General features: G+C 71.2%; 13 protein-coding genes. 10 read left to right on the forward strand and 3 right to left on the reverse strand.

The annotated features are described in order from the left end of the window. Window positions 1–44: 44 nt before the first annotated feature. The gene (locus NV348_RS25665; protein WP_447149132.1) at window positions 45–995 is read left to right on the forward strand and encodes a YegS/Rv2252/BmrU family lipid kinase; all 951 of its coding nucleotides are present in this window, start codon (window positions 45–47) and stop codon (window positions 993–995) included. 240 nt (window positions 996–1,235) lie between these two features. Here the strand turns inward: NV348_RS25665 and NV348_RS25670 are convergent, their stop codons facing one another. Beyond that, window positions 1,236–1,937: an AAA family ATPase gene (locus NV348_RS25670; RefSeq protein WP_447149133.1), complete on the reverse strand. Its 702-nt coding sequence runs from the start codon at window positions 1,935–1,937 to the stop codon at window positions 1,236–1,238. 311 nt (window positions 1,938–2,248) lie between these two features. Here NV348_RS25670 and NV348_RS25675 point away from each other — a divergent pair, with 311 nt between their 5' ends. The 9 genes from NV348_RS25675 to proB all read left to right on the forward strand — a co-directional run bounded on the left by NV348_RS25675 (window position 2,249) and on the right by proB (window position 14,557). Continuing rightward, window positions 2,249–4,927 (forward strand): valine--tRNA ligase, encoded by a 2,679-nt coding sequence (locus NV348_RS25675; RefSeq protein ID WP_447149134.1) that lies wholly within the window; start codon window positions 2,249–2,251, stop codon window positions 4,925–4,927. 86 nt (window positions 4,928–5,013) lie between these two features. After that, window positions 5,014–6,384: a bifunctional tetrahydrofolate synthase/dihydrofolate synthase gene (gene folC / locus NV348_RS25680; protein WP_447151140.1), complete on the forward strand. Its 1,371-nt coding sequence runs from the start codon at window positions 5,014–5,016 to the stop codon at window positions 6,382–6,384. Further along, window positions 6,381–6,809: a DUF4233 domain-containing protein gene (locus NV348_RS25685; protein WP_447149135.1), complete on the forward strand. Its 429-nt coding sequence runs from the start codon at window positions 6,381–6,383 to the stop codon at window positions 6,807–6,809. Before folC ends, NV348_RS25685 begins: the two co-directional genes overlap by 4 nt. Before the next feature lie 9 nt (window positions 6,810–6,818). Then, the gene (ndk, locus tag NV348_RS25690; RefSeq protein ID WP_447149136.1) at window positions 6,819–7,235 is read left to right on the forward strand and encodes a nucleoside-diphosphate kinase; all 417 of its coding nucleotides are present in this window, start codon (window positions 6,819–6,821) and stop codon (window positions 7,233–7,235) included. A gap of 490 nt (window positions 7,236–7,725) precedes the next feature. Beyond that, complete coding sequence (locus NV348_RS25695) at window positions 7,726–10,872, forward strand: translation initiation factor IF-2 N-terminal domain-containing protein (protein ID WP_447149137.1); 3,147 nt, start codon at window positions 7,726–7,728, stop codon at window positions 10,870–10,872. A 265-nt stretch (window positions 10,873–11,137) separates the two neighbouring features. After that, window positions 11,138–11,449 (forward strand): 50S ribosomal protein L21, encoded by a 312-nt coding sequence (gene rplU / locus NV348_RS25700; RefSeq protein ID WP_110039506.1) that lies wholly within the window; start codon window positions 11,138–11,140, stop codon window positions 11,447–11,449. 21 nt (window positions 11,450–11,470) lie between these two features. Further along, on the forward strand, window positions 11,471–11,737 hold the full coding sequence (gene rpmA / locus NV348_RS25705; protein ID WP_022567181.1) for a 50S ribosomal protein L27: 267 nt from the start codon (window positions 11,471–11,473) through the stop codon (window positions 11,735–11,737). A 121-nt stretch (window positions 11,738–11,858) separates the two neighbouring features. Continuing rightward, on the forward strand, window positions 11,859–13,313 hold the full coding sequence (gene obgE, locus NV348_RS25710; RefSeq protein WP_447149138.1) for a GTPase ObgE: 1,455 nt from the start codon (window positions 11,859–11,861) through the stop codon (window positions 13,311–13,313). 128 nt (window positions 13,314–13,441) lie between these two features. Further along, a complete protein-coding gene (gene proB, locus NV348_RS25715; RefSeq protein WP_447149139.1) occupies window positions 13,442–14,557 on the forward strand; it encodes a glutamate 5-kinase in 1,116 nt (371 codons plus the stop codon). A 428-nt stretch (window positions 14,558–14,985) separates the two neighbouring features. On the opposite strand, the gene NV348_RS25720 is transcribed toward proB, so the two are convergent. Both NV348_RS25720 and NV348_RS25725 read right to left on the reverse strand, forming a co-directional pair. Further along, window positions 14,986–16,338, reverse strand: coding sequence for a hypothetical protein (locus NV348_RS25720; protein ID WP_447149140.1), 1,353 nt, complete (start codon window positions 16,336–16,338; stop codon window positions 14,986–14,988). Continuing rightward, on the reverse strand, window positions 16,338–16,709 hold the full coding sequence (locus tag NV348_RS25725) for a hypothetical protein (RefSeq protein ID WP_447149141.1): 372 nt from the start codon (window positions 16,707–16,709) through the stop codon (window positions 16,338–16,340). The genes NV348_RS25720 and NV348_RS25725 overlap by 1 nt, the downstream gene beginning before the upstream one ends.

Raw genomic sequence — 16,709 nt, forward strand, 5'->3', positions numbered from 1 at the left:
GCGCGTTCGCGCACGACGGCGCCGAGCGCCGGCGAGGTGGAGTCGTGAGCGAACTTTCGGTGCGGCGCGTCCTGGTCGTCACGAACCCGCATTCGGGTGTGGGGCGCGGTGACGGTGTCGCCGAGGCGGTGCTGGAGCGGCTGCTGGCGCAGGGCGTCGAGGTGGCCGAGGTGCGCGCGCCCAGTGCGGTCGAGTCGGTCGAGCAGGTCAGGGCGGCCGTCAGCAGCGAGCTCCGCAGGCCCGACGCGGTGATCTGCGTCGGCGGTGACGGGCTGATGAACGTGCTGCTGGCGGCGGTCGCGCACAGCACGGTGCCGCTGGGTCTGGTGCCCGCCGGTACCGGCAACGATCTGGCCAGGGAACTCGGCATCCCCACCGGTGACCCGGACGCGGCCATCGACATCGTGCTGCGCGGCCGGGTCCGCCACATCGACCTCGGCCGGATCGAGTCGACGTACGCGACGCCCACCTGGTTCGCCACCGTCGTCGGCACCGGATTCGACGCGCGAGTCACCCTGCGCGCCAACAAGATGCGCTACCCGCGCGGTCCGCTGCGCTACACCGTGGCCGCGGTGGCCGAGTTGATGCGCGGCTACACGCTGCCGTTCACGATCGAGCTGTCGGGCCTGGCGCCCGGCGCGCTCGACAACCCGGCGGGCGAACACACGGTCGTCCACACCGATGCGGTGATGGCCCCGATCGGCAACACCCGCACCTACGGCGGCGGGATGCTGGTGTGCCCGGACGCGCTCGCCGACGACGGCTACCTCGACATCACCGTGGTCGGCGCCGTCTCCCGGCTGGAGATGGCGCGGCTGCTGCCCGCGCTGTCGGCGGGCAAGCGCATCGACCACCCGTCGACCAAGCGGTACCGCGCACGGCGGATCACCGTCAGCGCCGACGGCGGCTACGCCACGGCCGACGGCGAGCCGGCCGGGATGCTGCCGGTCACCGTGCAGGCGATGCCGGGCGCGCTGACGGTATTGGTTCCCTAGCCGGGTGCGGGCGGCGCGGCCCGCGTCGGTGCCCTGAGCGGGTGTTGACGGCGCGGCCTGCGCTGGTGCCCCGGACGCGTGCTGACAAGCGTGGTCTGCCGCGGACCCGCGGTCGGGCTGCGTCGTCGAGCGTGCCGGGGCTCGTGTGGTCGGGTTGTTCGCACCCCCGGTGCTCGACTCGCGCCGGGGCAGGCAACGGCCGGGAGCCCCGGCAGCTCGTCATAGGCGGCGTGTGGCGGCTCAGGCGGCGTCGAAGGTGACGCGGGCGACCGTGCTGAGGGTCGGGCGGTCGACGATCACCACCGACGCCGACTCCAGCGGTTCCGAGACCGAGCGGAGCGGGCCGTCGCCGCGCGCGCCGAGGCTGCCCATCATCCGTTCCCACCGGCGGCAGTGCGCGGTGAACGCCACCCCGTTGACCCTCCGGCCCCGGGTGATCTGACCGGCGCGTGCCTGCGTGGCAGGCACATCGATCAGCACCATGTGCAGTTCGCGGCGACCCTCGCGGGCCCAGCGCGCGATCAGCCTGCGGCTCCAGTCGAAGGTGGCGCAGTCGTGGATGGCCACCGGCCCGTCGGCGGCGCGCAGCGCGTCGCGGATGGCGCGGTAGTGCGCGAGGTGCACCAGCGGACGCCACAGCGGGTACGGCAGCAGGCCGAGGCGGTGCCGGAGCCGGTTGCGGGTGTGGTGGGAATCGAGCACCAGCGCGCCCGACGCCGTGCGCACCGGCTGCTCGGCCTCGGGCCCGGCGGCGAAGAAGCGGTGTAGCGCAGTGGATTTGCCCGCGCCGGGCACACCGGCGAAGACCAGCACGCTGGCGGCGGGGTAGTGGAGCTCGTCGACCTCACCCGCGCGGAGGTCGAGCAGCGCGGCCGGCCGGACGGTCCGGGTGCGCGCGGCGCGGGGCGGGGGAGATGCGGCGGAATCGAGCGGGGGCGTCACCCTCTCCAGACTCCGGTAAAACGGACAATTCGGCAATCGGGGATTTCCCGGATCTTCGTCGGAGCCGCTTGGCTCACAACAACTTCCGCGTGTCGTTGTGGTCGGGAAACAAAAGTTACTCGCGCGGCAACCAGAAGCTGAGAATTGCCTATGGATTCCCCGGGCCGCCGGGAATCGCCGGTAGTATCACAGGAGTAGACGGAGTCTTCGGTGTCCCTCATCCACCGAAGATTCCGTCTCTGTTTTTTCGGCGGTGCCGCGCAGTGGCGGGGGGCGTCAATTGCTTTGCCGGGGCCCCTTAGGATTGGTGGGTGACCAGCGCAGCCCCAGACAACTCGCGTAATCGTGCCGATGCCCTGCCCAAGAGCTGGAACCCCAGCGAGGTAGAGGCCGACCTGTACGAGGGCTGGGTAGCCGCCGGATACTTCGGCGCCGACGCGACCAGCAGCAAGCCCGCCTACTCGATCGTGCTGCCGCCGCCGAACGTCACCGGCACCCTGCACATGGGCCACGCCCTCGACCACACCCTCATGGACACCCTCACCCGCCGCAAGCGGATGCAGGGCTACGAGGTGCTGTGGCTGCCCGGCATGGACCACGCGGGTATCGCGACGCAGACCGTGGTGGAGAAGCAGCTCGCCGCCGACGGCAAGACCAAAGCGGACTTCGGCCGCGAGCTGTTCATCGACAAGGTGTGGGACTGGAAGCGCGAGTCCGGTGGCGCGATCCAGTGGCAGATGCGCGCGCTCGGCGACGGCGTCGACTGGAGCCGCGACCGCTTCACCATGGACGACACCCTCTCCCGCGCCGTGCGCACCATCTTCAAGCGCATGTTCGACGCGGGCCTGATCTACCGGGCCGAGCGCCTGGTGAACTGGTCGCCGGTGCTGAAGACCGGTATCTCCGATCTCGAGGTGGACTACAAGGACGTCGACGGCGAGCTCGTCTCGCTGCGCTACGGCTCCCTCGACGACAACGAACCGCACGTCGTCGTCGCGACCACCCGCGTCGAGACGATGCTCGGTGACACCGCCGTGGCCGTGCACCCCGACGACCCGCGCTACGCCGCGATGATCGGCTCCACGGTCTACCACCCGATCACCGGCAGCCAGATCCCGATCATCGCCGACGACTACGTCGACCCGGAGTTCGGCACCGGCGCGGTGAAGATCACTCCCGCGCACGACCCCAACGACTTCGAGATGGGCCTGCGGCACAACCTGCCGATGCCCACGATCATGGACGAGGGCGGCCGGATCACCGGCACCGGAACCGAATTCGACGGCATGGACCGCTTCGAGGCCCGGGTGAAGGTGCGCGAGCGCCTCGCCGCCGAGGGCCGCGTGGTCGCCGAGAAGCGGCCCTACACGCACAGCGTCGGTCACTCCGAGCGCTCCGGCGAGCCGATCGAGCCGCGCCTGTCGATGCAGTGGTGGGTCAAGGTCGAGTCGCTGGCCAAGGCCGCCGGTGACGCGGTGCGCGAGGGCGAGGTGAAGATCCACCCGGCCAGCCAGGAACCGCGCTGGTTCGACTGGGTCGACAACATGCACGACTGGTGCATCTCGCGTCAGCTGTGGTGGGGCCACCGCATCCCGATCTGGTACGGCCCCGAGGGCGAGATCGTGTGCCTGGGGCCGGACGAGGAAGCGCCCGAGGGCTGGGTGCAGGACCCGGACGTGCTCGACACCTGGTTCTCCTCGGGCCTGTGGCCGTTCTCCACGATGGGCTGGCCCGAGGCCACCGGCGAGCTGTCCAAGTTCTATCCGACCAGCGTGCTCGTCACCGGCTACGACATCCTGTTCTTCTGGGTGGCCCGGATGATGATGTTCGGCATGTTCGTCAGCGACGACCCGGTGCTCACCGTCGGCAAGGGCGGACGCAAGCAGGTGCCGTTCGAGGACGTCTTCCTGCACGGCCTGATCCGCGACCAGCACGGCAAGAAGATGTCGAAGTCGCGCGGCAACGGCATCGACCCGCTGGACTGGATCAACTCCTACGGCGCCGACGCGCTGCGCTTCACCCTGGCTCGCGGCGCCCAGCCCGGCGGCGACCTCTCGGTCGGCGAACCGCACGCGCTGGCCTCGCGCAGCTTCGTCACCAAGCTGTTCAACGCCACCAAGTTCGCGCTGATGAACGGCGCGCGCTCGGGTGAGCTGCCGCCGCGCGAGACCCTCACCGACACCGATCGCTGGATCGTCGACCGGCTCGACGAGGTGCGCGCCGAAGTCGACGCCGCCTTCGACGCCTACGAGTTCGGTAAGGCCTGCGAGGCGCTGTATCACTTCGCCTGGGATGAACTGTGCGACTGGTACCTGGAGCTGTCCAAGGTCCAGTTCGCCGAGTCCGACGCCCGCGCCGAGAGCACCGCGGTGGTGCTCGGCACGGTGCTCGACGCGGTGCTGCGCCTGCTGCACCCGGTGATCCCGTTCGTCACCGAGACCCTGTGGAAGGCGCTGACCGGCGGCGAATCGGTGGTCGTCGCCCCGTGGCCGGCCGCGACCGGCGTGGCCACCGACACCGTGGCCGCGCAGCGGGTCGCCGACGCGCAGCGCCTGATCACCGAGATCCGCCGCTTCCGCAGCGACCAGGGCCTGGCCGACAAGCAGAAGGTGAAGGCCACGCTGGTCGGTCTGAACGAGGCCGGGCTCGGCGAGTTCGCCGGCTCGGTGGCCAACCTGGCCCGGCTGACCGAACCCGGTGACGATTTCGCCACCACCGCCGAGGTGCAGGTCCGTCTGTCCGGCGCGACGGTCACCGTGCAGCTCGACACCTCCGGCGCGATCGACCTCGACGCCGAACGCCGCAGGTTGGAGAAGGATCTCGCGGTCGCGCAGAAGGACCTCGACACCACCACGGCCAAGCTCGGCAACGAGGCGTTCCTGGCCAAGGCGCCGCAGCAGGTCGTCGACAAGATCACCGGGCGCCGGGACGTGGCCGCGGCCGAAGTCGCGCGCATCGGTGCCCGGCTGGCGGAGCTGAGCGGCAAGTGAACGACGAGCCGGAGCCGCAGTACGAAGCCGACGACCACCGCCCGGCTCCACTCGGCGCCGGACCGTCGCCGGTGGACCTGGCCGAGATGGCGCTGGTCGAGGCCGAACTCGACAAGCGCTGGCCCGAGACCAAGATCGAGCCGTCGCTGACCAGGATCAGCACGCTGATGGATCTGCTGAGCAACCCGCAGCGCAACTATCCGGCGATCCACGTCGCGGGCACCAACGGCAAGACGTCGGTGACCAGGATGATCGACGCCCTGCTCACCGCGCTGCACCGGCGCACCGGCCGGATCACCAGCCCGCACCTGCAGCTGGCGACCGAGCGGATCAGTATCGACAACGCGCCGATCAGCCCGGCCCGGTACGTAGAGACCTTCCGCGAGCTCGAGCCCTACATCGCGATGATCGACCAGCAATCCGAGGCGGTCGGCGGCCCGGCGATGAGCAAGTTCGAGGTGCTCACCGGCATGGCCTTCGCCGCCTTCGCCGAGGCGCCGGTCGACGTGGCCGTCGTCGAGACCGGCATGGGCGGCACCTGGGACGCGACCAATGTGATCGACGGGCAGGTCGCGGTGATCACTCCGATCGGCCTCGACCACACCGACTACCTCGGCCCCGACCTCCCCTCGATCGCCGGGGAGAAGGCCGGGATCATCAAGCGCGCCCCCGAGGCGCTGATCCCGGTCGACACCGTCGCGGTGATCGCCGAGCAGGAGCCCGAGGTGATGGACGTGCTGCTGCGTCGCGCCGTCGAGGCCGACGCCGCGGTCGCCCGCGAGGGTGCGGAGTTCCGGGTGCTGGAGCGGGCCGTCGCGGTCGGCGGCCAGCTGCTCACGCTGCAGGGGCTCGGCGGCGTCTACGACGAGATCTTCCTGCCGCTGCACGGCGAGCACCAGGCGCGCAACGCCTCGCTCGCGCTCGCCGCGGTGGAGGCGTTCTTCGGCGCGGGCGCCGATCGGCAGCTCGACATCGAGGCCGTGCGTGCGGGTTTCGCGAGCGCGGCCAGCCCGGGCCGGATGGAGCGGATGCGCAACGCGCCGACCATCTTCGTCGACGCGGCACACAATCCGGCCGGTGCGGTGGCGCTGGCGAACACCCTCACCACCGAGTTCGACTTCCGCAAGCTGGTCGGCGTCGTCGCCGTGCTCGCGGACAAGGACGCGGCGGGCATCCTCGACGCGCTGGAGCCGGTCTTCGACGAGATCGTGGTCACCAGCAACGGTTCGCCGCGGGCGATGGACGTCGACGCGCTCGCCGACCTCGCGGTGCAGCGCTTCGGCGACGAGCGGGTGATCACCGCCGATACCCTGCCCGACGCGCTGGAATCGGCGATCGCCCTGGCCGAGCAGGCCGGCGACGACGGTGACGTGATCTCGGGCGCAGGCGTCGTGGTCACCGGCTCGGTGGTGACCGCGGGCGCCGCGCGCGCCCTCTTCGGAAAGGCTCCGGCATGAGTGAGGTTCCACCGCCCGCCACAGATCCATGGAAGGGTCTGCGCGGGGTCATGGCGGGCACCCTGGTCCTCGAGGCCATCGTGGTGCTGCTGGCGCTGCCGGTGGTCGCCGACGTCGGCGGCGGGGTCACCTGGTTCTCCGGCACCTACCTGGTGGTGCTCGCGCTGCTGATGATTCTGGGCGCGGGTCTGCAGCGCAAGCCGTGGGCGATCCCGTTCAACCTCGGCCTGCAGGTGCTGCTGCTGGCCGGCACGTTCATCCACCTGTCGATCGGGATCATCGGACTGGTGTTCGCCGCGGTGTGGGCGTTCATCCTCGTGCTGCGCTCGGACGTGCAGCGCCGGATGGACGCGGGGCTACTGCCCAGTCAGCGAATGGGTGGCCGAACCGGCACGAGTTCGGCTCCGGGCGGCGACGCCGGTTAGAGTGACGCCGTGACTGAGCAGACTTTGGTACTCATCAAGCCGGACGGCGTCTCCCGTGGCCTCGTCGGCGAGGTGCTGGCCCGTATCGAGCGCAAGGGCCTGACCCTCGAGGCGCTGGAGCTGAAGACCGTGTCGACCGAGCTCGCCGAGGAGCACTACGCCGAACACGCCGAGCGCCCGTTCTTCGGCTCGCTGATCGAGTTCATCACCTCGGGCCCTGTTGTCGCGGCCGTGCTGTCGGGTCCGCGCGCGATCGCGGCCTTCCGTCAGCTCGCCGGCGGCACCGATCCGGTCGAGAAGGCCACCCCGGGCACCATCCGCGGTGACTTCGGCCTGGAGACCCAGTTCAACCTCGTTCACGGTTCCGACTCGCCCGAGTCCGCCAAGCGCGAGATCGCGCTCTGGTTCCCCGAATTCCCTGCCTGAACGCGCTGTACTCGCTCGTCGCGTCCGGTGCGGACGCGACGAGCTCGAGCGGCCGAGGTTCGCGTGAGTTGCGCCGATGGCGATCCCCGCGCGAACCGTATGGGATACTGACAATGGATGTGTTCGTCACCGATGCTCGAACAGGGCGGTTGGTGACAGCCTGTCGCGCAGGTACGCGACGGCGGTGACGGACATGACCGGATGACACCGCGGTTGGATGCCGATCATCGCTGCCACGGACGACCCTGTTGCTGGGGTTGCCCGCACCGGCACGCTGGATGAGCGCTCGGAGCGCGGCGTCACGCCGTACAGCCAGGCGCCGCGTGACCGGTTGGCCCGCCAGAAGATCGATCGAGGTGCGACCGGACACGCGGGGCGAGACCAGATGACCCTCGTACCATCGGGTACGAGGTGCACGGACGATGCCCCCGCGTCGGCCGCGTCACTCCCGTACCGGGGAAGGACGCGCCCGGGGGCCCGAGGAGACTTCGTGGCCGATACAGAGCCGCTGGACACAACACAACAGGATGCCGATCAATTGCCGGAGCGAATTCGAGTTCATGCACTGGCCAAGCGGTTGGGAGTGACCAGCAAACGCATCCTGGCCAAACTGGCCGAACTGGGGGCCGAGGCGCGCAGCGTCCAATCGAATGTGGATCGCGCGGTCGCCGAGACCGTGCGCGACGCGATCGCCGCCGCTGACGCCGATACCGGCGAATCCCCAGCATCCACCCCCGCGACGGCGCCCCCGCCGTCGACCACCCCCGTCGCCGAGCAGCCGGCCGACCCGACCACCGCGCCCGCGCCGATGTTCTCGGCACCCGAGGTCGCGCGGACCGACGAAGTCTTCGCCGCCATGGCCGACGACGCGCACACCGGGCTGTTCACCCACCGTCCGGTCGAGGCGCCCGCCCCGGCCGAACCGGTCAGCTTCGAGGCGCCCGCCTTCACCGCGCCGCTGTTCCTGCCGCCGGACGCGACCGCCGCCGAGGAGGCGCGCAAGCGCCGCCGCGCCGAGCGGACCGTCAAGCGGACCGAGGAGCCGGTCGAGGAGATCGAGGCCGAGACCGAGCCGGTCGAGGACGAGTCCGACGCCGCCGGTGACACCGACGCCGACGGGCAGCCGCGCCGCCGTCGCCGTGGCCGTCGTGGCCGCGGTCGTGGCCGGGGCGAGCAGTCGGCCGACGGTGACGACACCGACACCGAGGGTGCCGAGCACGACACCGACGACGAGACCGCCGCGTCGTCCGAGTCCGCCACCGACGAGGCCGAGCAGGCCGAGGACACCGACGCCGACTCCGACGACGAGGACGACAACCAGCCCGAGGGCGCGAGCCGTCGCCGTCGCCGTCGTCGCCGCCGCAAGGTCGGGGGGGAGGGCGGCGAGGCCGACGCGTCGTCGGAGGACGATCCGCCGAACACCGTCGTGCACGAGCGCGAGCCGCGCAACAAGAGCCGTGGCCGGGCCGGATCCGACGAGGTGCAGGGCATCTCCGGGTCCACCCGGCTCGAGGCCAAGCGTCAGCGTCGCCGGGACGGCCGGGAGGCCGGTCGCCGTCGTCCGCCGATCCTGACCGAGTCGGAGTTCCTGGCCCGCCGCGAGGCGGTCGACCGGGTGATGGTCGTGCGGGAGAAGTCGTTCGACGCCGCCGAGCACGCGCCGGGTCACCAGATCACCACCCAGGTGGCGGTGCTCGAGGACAACATCCTGGTCGAGCACTTCGTGACCAGTTCCGGCCAGGCGTCGATGGTGGGCAATGTCTACCTCGGCAAGGTGCAGAACGTGCTGCCCAGCATGGAGGCCGCGTTCATCGACATCGGCCGTGGCCGCAACGGCGTGCTCTACGCCGGTGAGGTGAACTGGGACGCCGCCGGTCTGGGCGGCAAGGAGCGCAAGATCGAGCAGGCGCTCAAGCCCGGCGATCAGGTGCTGGTGCAGGTGTCCAAGGACCCGGTGGGTCACAAGGGCGCCCGCCTGACCACCCAGATCTCGCTCGCGGGTCGCTTCCTGGTGTACGTGCCGGGCGGCACCTCCACCGGGATCAGCCGCAAGCTGCCCGACACCGAGCGCAAGCGGCTCAAGGAGATCCTGCGCGAGATCGTGCCCGCCGACGCCGGTGTGATCATCCGCACCGCCTCCGAGGGCGTCAGCGAGCCCGAGCTGGCCCGCGACGTCGAGCGGCTGCAGGCCACCTGGCGCACCATCGAAGAGGCCGCCGCCAAGGAGTCCAACGCGCCCAAGGCTCTCTACGAAGAGCCCGACATGCTGGTCAAGGTCATCCGCGATCTGTTCAACGAGGACTTCGCCAAGCTGGTCATCGAGGGCGAGCGGGCCTGGAGCACGGTCGAGAACTATGTGCGCACCGTCGCGCCGGACCTGCTCCCGCGGGTGAACCGGCACGAGAACAACGGTGTCGACGTCTTCGACGCCTTCCGGATCGACGAGCAGCTGGCCAAGGCGCTCGATCGCAAGGTGTGGCTGCCCTCCGGCGGCACGCTGGTGATCGACCGCACCGAGGCGATGACGGTCGTCGACGTCAACACCGGCAAGTTCACCGGTTCGGGTTCGTCGAACCTGGAGGAGACGGTCACCAAGAACAACTTGGAGGCGGCCGAGGAGATCGTGCGCCAGATGCGGCTGCGCGACATCGGCGGCATGATCGTCGTCGACTTCATCGACATGGTCCTCGAATCCAACCGTGACCTGGTGCTGCGCCGCCTCACCGAGGCGCTGGGCCGCGATCGCACCCGGCACCAGGTGTCGGAGGTGACCTCGCTCGGACTGGTCCAGATGACCCGCAAGAAGCTGGGCACCGGACTGGTCGAGGCGTTCTCCACCACCTGTGAGCACTGCCACGGTCGCGGCATCCTCGTGCACTCCTACCCGGTCGACGCCGGGTCCGGCGCCGAGGACTCGGGCAACCGGGCCAAGGAAGGCTCGTCGCGCCGTCGTCGCGGCAAGGACAAGAGCCAGGACAAGCCCGCCGCCGCCGCGGCCGCTCCGGCGACCAACGGCACCGCGCCCGCCGCCGAGCACGGCGAGCACGGCGAGGAGGACATCGCGGTCAAGCGGGCCCACCCGGTCGCGCTCGCGATGGCCGCTCACCACGGCGAGGACGGCGAGCCCACCGAGGAGGTCGTGGCCCAGGCCGCGGTCACCGAGGAGGCGCCCGCCGAGCCGACCCGGTCGCGGTCCCGCTCGCGCCGGTCGAGCCGGGGCGCTGCCGCCCACGCCGAGTCGGCGGTCGACAGTCCGGCGCTCACCGGGGTCATCTCGGCCGAGCCGGTCGCGGCGGACGAGGAGACGGCCATCGCGCCCGAACCCGCGCCGGCGCCGGTCGAGCCGGAGCCGGTCGCGGCGGAAGCCGTCGCCGAGCCGGAGCCCGAACAGCCCGAGCCCGCGCCGGTCGTCGAGGAGCCCGCCGCCCGCGCACCGCGCAGGCGTCGCGTGGCCCGCTCGACGGCGGCACCCGCCCCCGACAGCGCGGGCGCGGTGTTCGTCCTGTCGGCGAGCGAGCAGCCGCCCGCAGCGGCCGTCGTGGACATCGCCGCCGAGCCGGTCGTCGTCCCGGTCCGCAAGCCGCGCCGCCGCGCGGTGGGCAGGCCCGCGGGCGCACCCGCGCCCGAATCGAACTAGGAGGCCGCCTGCGCGCGAGGAGCCGTCCTCGCGCGCAGGCCCCCGATTCGGCCCTGACCGGCCGAATTGGGGGAGTGGATACCGGTCTGGTAACCTAGGTCGGTCGCTGCCCCGCGATTGGGCACCTAGCCGAACGGCAGGGTGATTCCGCAGGCAAGTGACCGTTGCTCTCCCCGTTCGCGGGAATGAGCCCCAGTCAAGAACACGCGTCGCGCAGCTGTGACGTGAAACGAGCACGACCAACGTGAGTGGAGGAAGCCGACCGATGGCAGCGTACGCAATCGTCAAGACCGGCGGAAAGCAGTACAAGGTCGCGGTCGGTGACCTGGTGAAGGTCGAGAAGATCGAGGGTGAGCCCGGCACCGCCGTGGCCCTGACCCCGGTTCTCGTCGTCGACGGCGCCGATCTGACCACCGACGCCGACAAGCTGGCCAAGATCTCCGTGGCCGCCGAGGTCGTCGATCAGACCAAGGGCCCGAAGATCCGGATCCACAAGTTCAAGAACAAGACCGGCTACCACAAGCGCCAGGGTCACCGTCAGCCGCTGACGGTCATCAAGGTCACCGGCATCAAGTAAGACACCCGAGGAGACGAAGCAATGGCACATAAGAAGGGTGCATCCAGCTCCCGGAACGGTCGTGATTCGAACGCCCAGCGCCTCGGCGTGAAGCGCTTCGGTGGCCAGAAGGTCAGCGCGGGCGAGATCCTCGTCCGTCAGCGCGGAACCCACTTCCACCCCGGCGTGAACGTCGGTCGTGGCGGCGACGACACCCTGTTCGCCCTCGCGGCGGGCGCGGTCGAGTTCGGCACCAAGCGTGGCCGCAAGACCGTCAACATCGTCGTCCCGGAGCCGGCCCAGGCCTGACCGCCTGGAGCGTCAGCTCCCCACGGACACCGGAGCGGGTCAGGGTTCATTCCCTGACCCGCTCCGTCGTGTTCGCCCACCCTTACCGCAATCGACCAGTCAGAAGGAGGAGGATCAACCCATGTCCAAATTCATCGACCGCGTCGTGCTGCATGTTCGTGCCGGTAGAGGTGGACACGGTTGCGCCTCGGTGCATCGTGAGAAGTTCAAGCCGCTCGGTGGTCCCGACGGCGGCAACGGCGGCAACGGCGGGGACGTGATCCTCGAGGTCGACCCGAACGTCCACACCCTGCTCGACTTCCATTTCCATCCCCACGCCAAGGCGGGCAACGGCAAGCCGGGCGAGGGCGGCAACCGCGACGGCAAGATGGGCACCGATCTGGTGCTCCAGGTTCCCGACGGCACCGTGGTGGTCGACAAGAACGGCGAGGTCGTTGTCGACCTGGTCGGCGTGGGCAACAAGTTCGTGGTCGCCAAGGGCGGCCGCGGCGGTCTCGGCAACGCCTCGCTGGCGTCCAAGGCGCGCAAGGCACCCGGTTTCGCGCTGCTCGGTGAAGAGGGCGAAGAGCTCGACCTGGTCCTGGAGCTGAAGTCGGTCGCCGACGTCGGCCTGGTCGGGTTCCCGTCGGCGGGCAAGTCCTCGCTGGTGTCGGTGCTCTCGGCCGCCAAGCCCAAGATCGCCGATTACCCGTTCACCACGCTGGTCCCCAACCTGGGTGTGGTCGCCAGTGGTGACACGACCTTCACCGTCGCCGACGTGCCGGGTCTGATTCCCGGCGCCAGCGACGGCCGTGGCCTCGGCCTGGACTTCCTGCGCCACCTGGAGCGCTGCGCCGTGCTCGCCCACGTCGTCGACTGCGCGACCCTGGAACCGGGCCGCGACCCGGTCTCCGACGTCGACGCGCTCGAGGCCGAACTGGCCGCGTACAAGCCGGCCCTGGCCGGTGACGCGAGCCTCGGCGACCTGGCCGACCGCCCCCGCGTGGTCATCCTGAACAAGACCGACGTCCCCGACGCCGCCGAGCTGGCCGAGATGGTGACTCCCGAGTTCACCGAGCGCGGCTGGCCGGTATTCGAGATCTCCGCGGTGAGCCGCGCCGGGCTCCGTCCGCTGACCTTCGCGCTGGCCGACATGGTCCGCCAGTATCGCGAAGATCACCCCAAGGCCGCCCCGAAGCGCACCGTGATCCGCCCGATCGCGACCGACGAGTCCGGCTTCAGCGTGATCGCCGATCCGCAGGAGCCCGGTGGGTTCATCGTGCGCGGCACTCGCCCGGAGCGCTGGGTGCGGCAGACCCAGTTCGACAACGACGAAGCCGTCGGCTACCTGGCCGACCGCCTGGCCCGCCTCGGCGTCGAGGCCGAGCTGGTCAAGCAGGGTGCCGAGCCCGGCTGCTCGGTGACGATCGGCGACGTGTCGTTCGAGTGGGAGCCGCAGGTGTCCGCCGGTGTCGACATCGTGCCGACCGGACGCGGTACCGACGTGCGACTGGAGAACAACGACCGGGTCGGCGCGGCCGAGCGCAAGCACGCCTCGCGCGCGCGCCGCGGCCTGCTCGACGAAGACGGGAAGTAGGGGTCCGGCCGCGGCGGCCCGGTCGAAAACCGGTGTCGCGCGCGGCCGTTCGATCGGCATACTGCGGTGGGTCACCGGCATGAGCCGGGACCGTCGACGACGGCGATCGCGGTGCAGGGAGTAAGGCTATGCAGGTGAGTTCGGAGCTGAGTGCGGCGCGCCAGGCCATCGTGTCGGCGCGCGCGGTGGTGGTGAAGATCGGTTCGTCGGCGCTGACCAGCCTCGAGGGAGGTCTGGACACCGACCGGCTCGACCGGCTGGCCGACGCCGTGGAGGCGCGGATGCGCGCCGGCTCGGACGTGGTCGTCGTGTCCTCCGGCGCGATCGGTGCCGGCATCGCGCCGCTCGGCCTCTCGCGCAGGCCCAAGGATCTGGCCACCAAGCAGGCCGCGGCGAGCGTCGGCCAGCTGGCCCTCGCGCACGCCTGGGGTACCTCGTTCGCCCGCTACGACCGCACCGTCGGCCAGGTGCTGCTCTCCGCCGACGACTTCGCCCGCCGCGAGCATCACCGCAACGCCCAGCGGACTCTCGACCGACTACGCTCGCTCGGCGCGATCGCCGTGGTCAACGAGAACGACACCGTCGCCACCGAGGAGATCCGCTTCGGCGACAACGACCGCCTCGCCGCCCTGGTGGCGCACCTGGTCGGCGCCGACGCGCTGATCCTGCTCTCGGACGTGTCCGGCCTCTACGACGGTGACCCGCGCAAGGGCGCCGCGAACTTCATTCCCGAGGTGCGCAGCAGCGCCGACCTCGACGGCGTGATCGCCGGCAGTGGCGGCGCGCTCGGCACCGGCGGCATGGCCTCGAAACTGTCCGCCGCCCGCCTGGCCGCCGACGCGGGCATCCCCGTCCTGCTGGCCTCGGCCGCCGACGCCGCGACCGCGCTGGCCGGCGGCACCGTCGGTACCGCCTTCGCCGCCCGCCCGGTCCGCCTGTCCGGCCGCAAGTTCTGGGTCCGTCACGCCGCCGACACCCGCGGCTCGGTCCTGATCGACGCGGGCGCCGTCGACGCCGTGGCCAAGCGCCGCTCCCTGCTCGCCGCGGGCATCACCGGCGTGCGCGGCCGCTTCTTCGGCGGCGACGTCGTCGACCTGGTCAGCCCCGACAATCGCGTGGTCGCCCGCGGCGTCGTCGAATACGACAGCACCGAACTGACCACCATGCTCGGCCGCTCCACCCCCGAACTCCCGGACACCATGCAGCGCCCGGTCATCCACGCCGACGACCTGGTCAAGGTCTGACACCGGTCTCCGGCGCCGGGAACATCGCCCGCGGGTAGACCTTTCGCGCGCATACGCGCCGGGGAGCCTGCCGGAGCACCGTGTGCGAGGTCGGGTTCGTGGCCGTGCCGGAGTCGACGCGCGCCCGCTGCTCGGCGTCGCGCTCCGCGACGACGCGGCGGTGGCGACAGCAGGTCTCCGACTTCCCGCTCGGCCGGCCCCGCGCGAGCAGGTAGGGCATGGTGCGCCCGTTCGCTTCAAGGTGAGCTGGACGCGCTGGTGGCCCGCGTCGTGTTCGACCGACGCTAGCGGCATCGTTCAGCCGGCGGCACTATTGCGGCACCGATGACCACGGGCTGGGAAAAGCCCGTTCGGGGCCGTACTCGCCTCGGCCGCCCAGGTGCGGGGCGAACAGCGTGTCCGCCGACCGCCCCGCTCCGTCGGGCCGCTCATCGTCGCGGCGGAATGACGCCCGGCTGATCCAGGTCGAGTGGTGCTGCGGGCGGGGGCGTCACCGGCTGCGGGTGTGGTGCGGTCGTCTCCGGGATCGGTCCGGTCACTCCAGGCTGTCCACCCGGATCGGCCGGCCCACCGGGCACCGGCGGCACCACAATGCCCGCGTGCGGTTCCGGTGCTCGTGGAGCCTGCTGCGGTGCGGGCGCTTCCGGCGCGGGGCTCCGGGGCGCAGGTTCGGGGGCTGGTGGCTCCGGTTGCGGCGCAGACCGTTCCGAAGTCGGCGCCGGTGTCTGGGGTTCGGGCGCGGGGGCCGCGGGTTCCGGTTGCGGCGCGGGCTGTTCCGAGGTCGGCAGCGGTACCTGGGGCGCGGGTGCGGGGGTAGGTGGCGGTGCGGGCTGCTCCGAGGCGGGGGCCGGGGTTCGCGGCGCGGGTTCCGGTGTGGAGGGTTCTGATGGCGGCACAGGCTGTTCCGATGCCGGTGCGGGAGGTGCCGGTCGTTCCGTGGTCGGAGCGGATTGTTCGGTCGTCGGCGCGGCGGAGGTGCCCGGGTTCTGGTGGGTCGGCGGCGAGGTCGGGGGAGCGGGTGCCTCGCTCGTCGGCGCGGGAGTGGGTTCCGGCTTCGGGGTTTCGGGGTTCGGCGTGGTGGTCGGGGCCGGAGCCTGGCTCGGTGTGGGCGTTTCGCCCGTCCCGGAACCCGGCGCGGTCGCTTCACCTCCAGCGTCGGGAGTCGAATCACCCTGCGGTGCAGCGGGTTGCGTGTACCCCGGCGTAGATCCGTTGCGCCCCTGGCCCGTCGGCATCTCCTGCCCCGAGCCGGGCGGCGCGGGCAAGGCGGGCACGCCCGTCCCGGCCAGCGAATACGCGGGCTTGTAGATCATGTTCATCGCCAGCACGGCTTCCTGGCGCAGCGCCTCCGCCGCCATCTGCGCGTCGATGACATGGGCCGCCTCGAGCAGCCGCGCGATCGTGCCGATCGGCCCGGAACCGCCGGGCGCCACCACCGCGAGCTTCACCGCTTCCGCGGCCGCCGCGACACCGCCGAGGCGGGCGCCGACCTCGCCGAACACCGCCGCCAGCTCGCCGATCGAGTCGGCGAAGGCGCGGGTGCTGGCGAAGGCGGCATCGGCCGCGGCGCCCTCCCACCCGGTGCCGTCGATGACGCGGTCGGCATTGGACCTGGTCAGCGGCATGGTGGTGGTCAGTGCGGCGGCGCTCTCCAGCCAGGCGATCGAGGCATCGAGCACCTCGGCGGCGTCGATCTGCTGGGTACGGGCGTAGATCTGCTCGTGCGGCATGGACTCGAAATGTTCCATCGCACTGATGTAGGTGGGATCGGTGCCGCCCATCAGCGCCGCCTCGGGTCGACCGCGCGCAGGGCGGCGGCCGCTGCCGCGTCGGCCTCGTCGAGCAGACCGGCGCTGAGCAGAAACGCCTCCTTCATCCGGTAGGCGGCCTCGATGTAGTGGTCGAGCAGATCCGCGGCGTCGCGGGCCTTGTGCGCGAAGCCGGCCTGCAACTGCTGCGCGGAGACGAACCCACCGAAGCCGCCTGCCGCACCGGCGGATTCGAGGCGCTGACGGAGCTGGCCGAGCCGGTCGGCCTGCTGTTCGTAGAGGTCGGCACAGCGGCGCGCGGCATCGGGATCGAACTTCACGGTCCCCGCCGCGGCGGCGCTGCGGAACCGGGAGATCTCGGCTCTGCTGCTCTCGATCGTCAT

The sequence above is a fragment of the Nocardia fodinahabitans genome (genome assembly GCF_052983615.1).

Excerpts from the sequence above, each read along its gene's own strand:
- folC (WP_447151140.1), top strand. The coding sequence starts at position 5,014 with ATGGCGCTGGTCGAGGCCGAACTCGACAAGCGCTGGCCCGAGACCAAG.
- NV348_RS25685 (WP_447149135.1), top strand. The coding sequence starts at position 6,381 with ATGAGTGAGGTTCCACCGCCCGCCACAGATCCATGGAAGGGTCTGCGC.
- rplU (WP_110039506.1), top strand. The coding sequence starts at position 11,138 with ATGGCAGCGTACGCAATCGTCAAGACCGGCGGAAAGCAGTACAAGGTC.
- rpmA (WP_022567181.1), top strand. The coding sequence starts at position 11,471 with ATGGCACATAAGAAGGGTGCATCCAGCTCCCGGAACGGTCGTGATTCG.
- obgE (WP_447149138.1), top strand. The coding sequence starts at position 11,859 with ATGTCCAAATTCATCGACCGCGTCGTGCTGCATGTTCGTGCCGGTAGA.
- proB (WP_447149139.1), top strand. The coding sequence starts at position 13,442 with ATGCAGGTGAGTTCGGAGCTGAGTGCGGCGCGCCAGGCCATCGTGTCG.
- NV348_RS25720 (WP_447149140.1), bottom strand. The coding sequence starts at position 16,338 with ATGGGCGGCACCGATCCCACCTACATCAGTGCGATGGAACATTTCGAG.
- NV348_RS25725 (WP_447149141.1), bottom strand. The coding sequence starts at position 16,709 with ATGACGATCGAGAGCAGCAGAGCCGAGATCTCCCGGTTCCGCAGCGCC.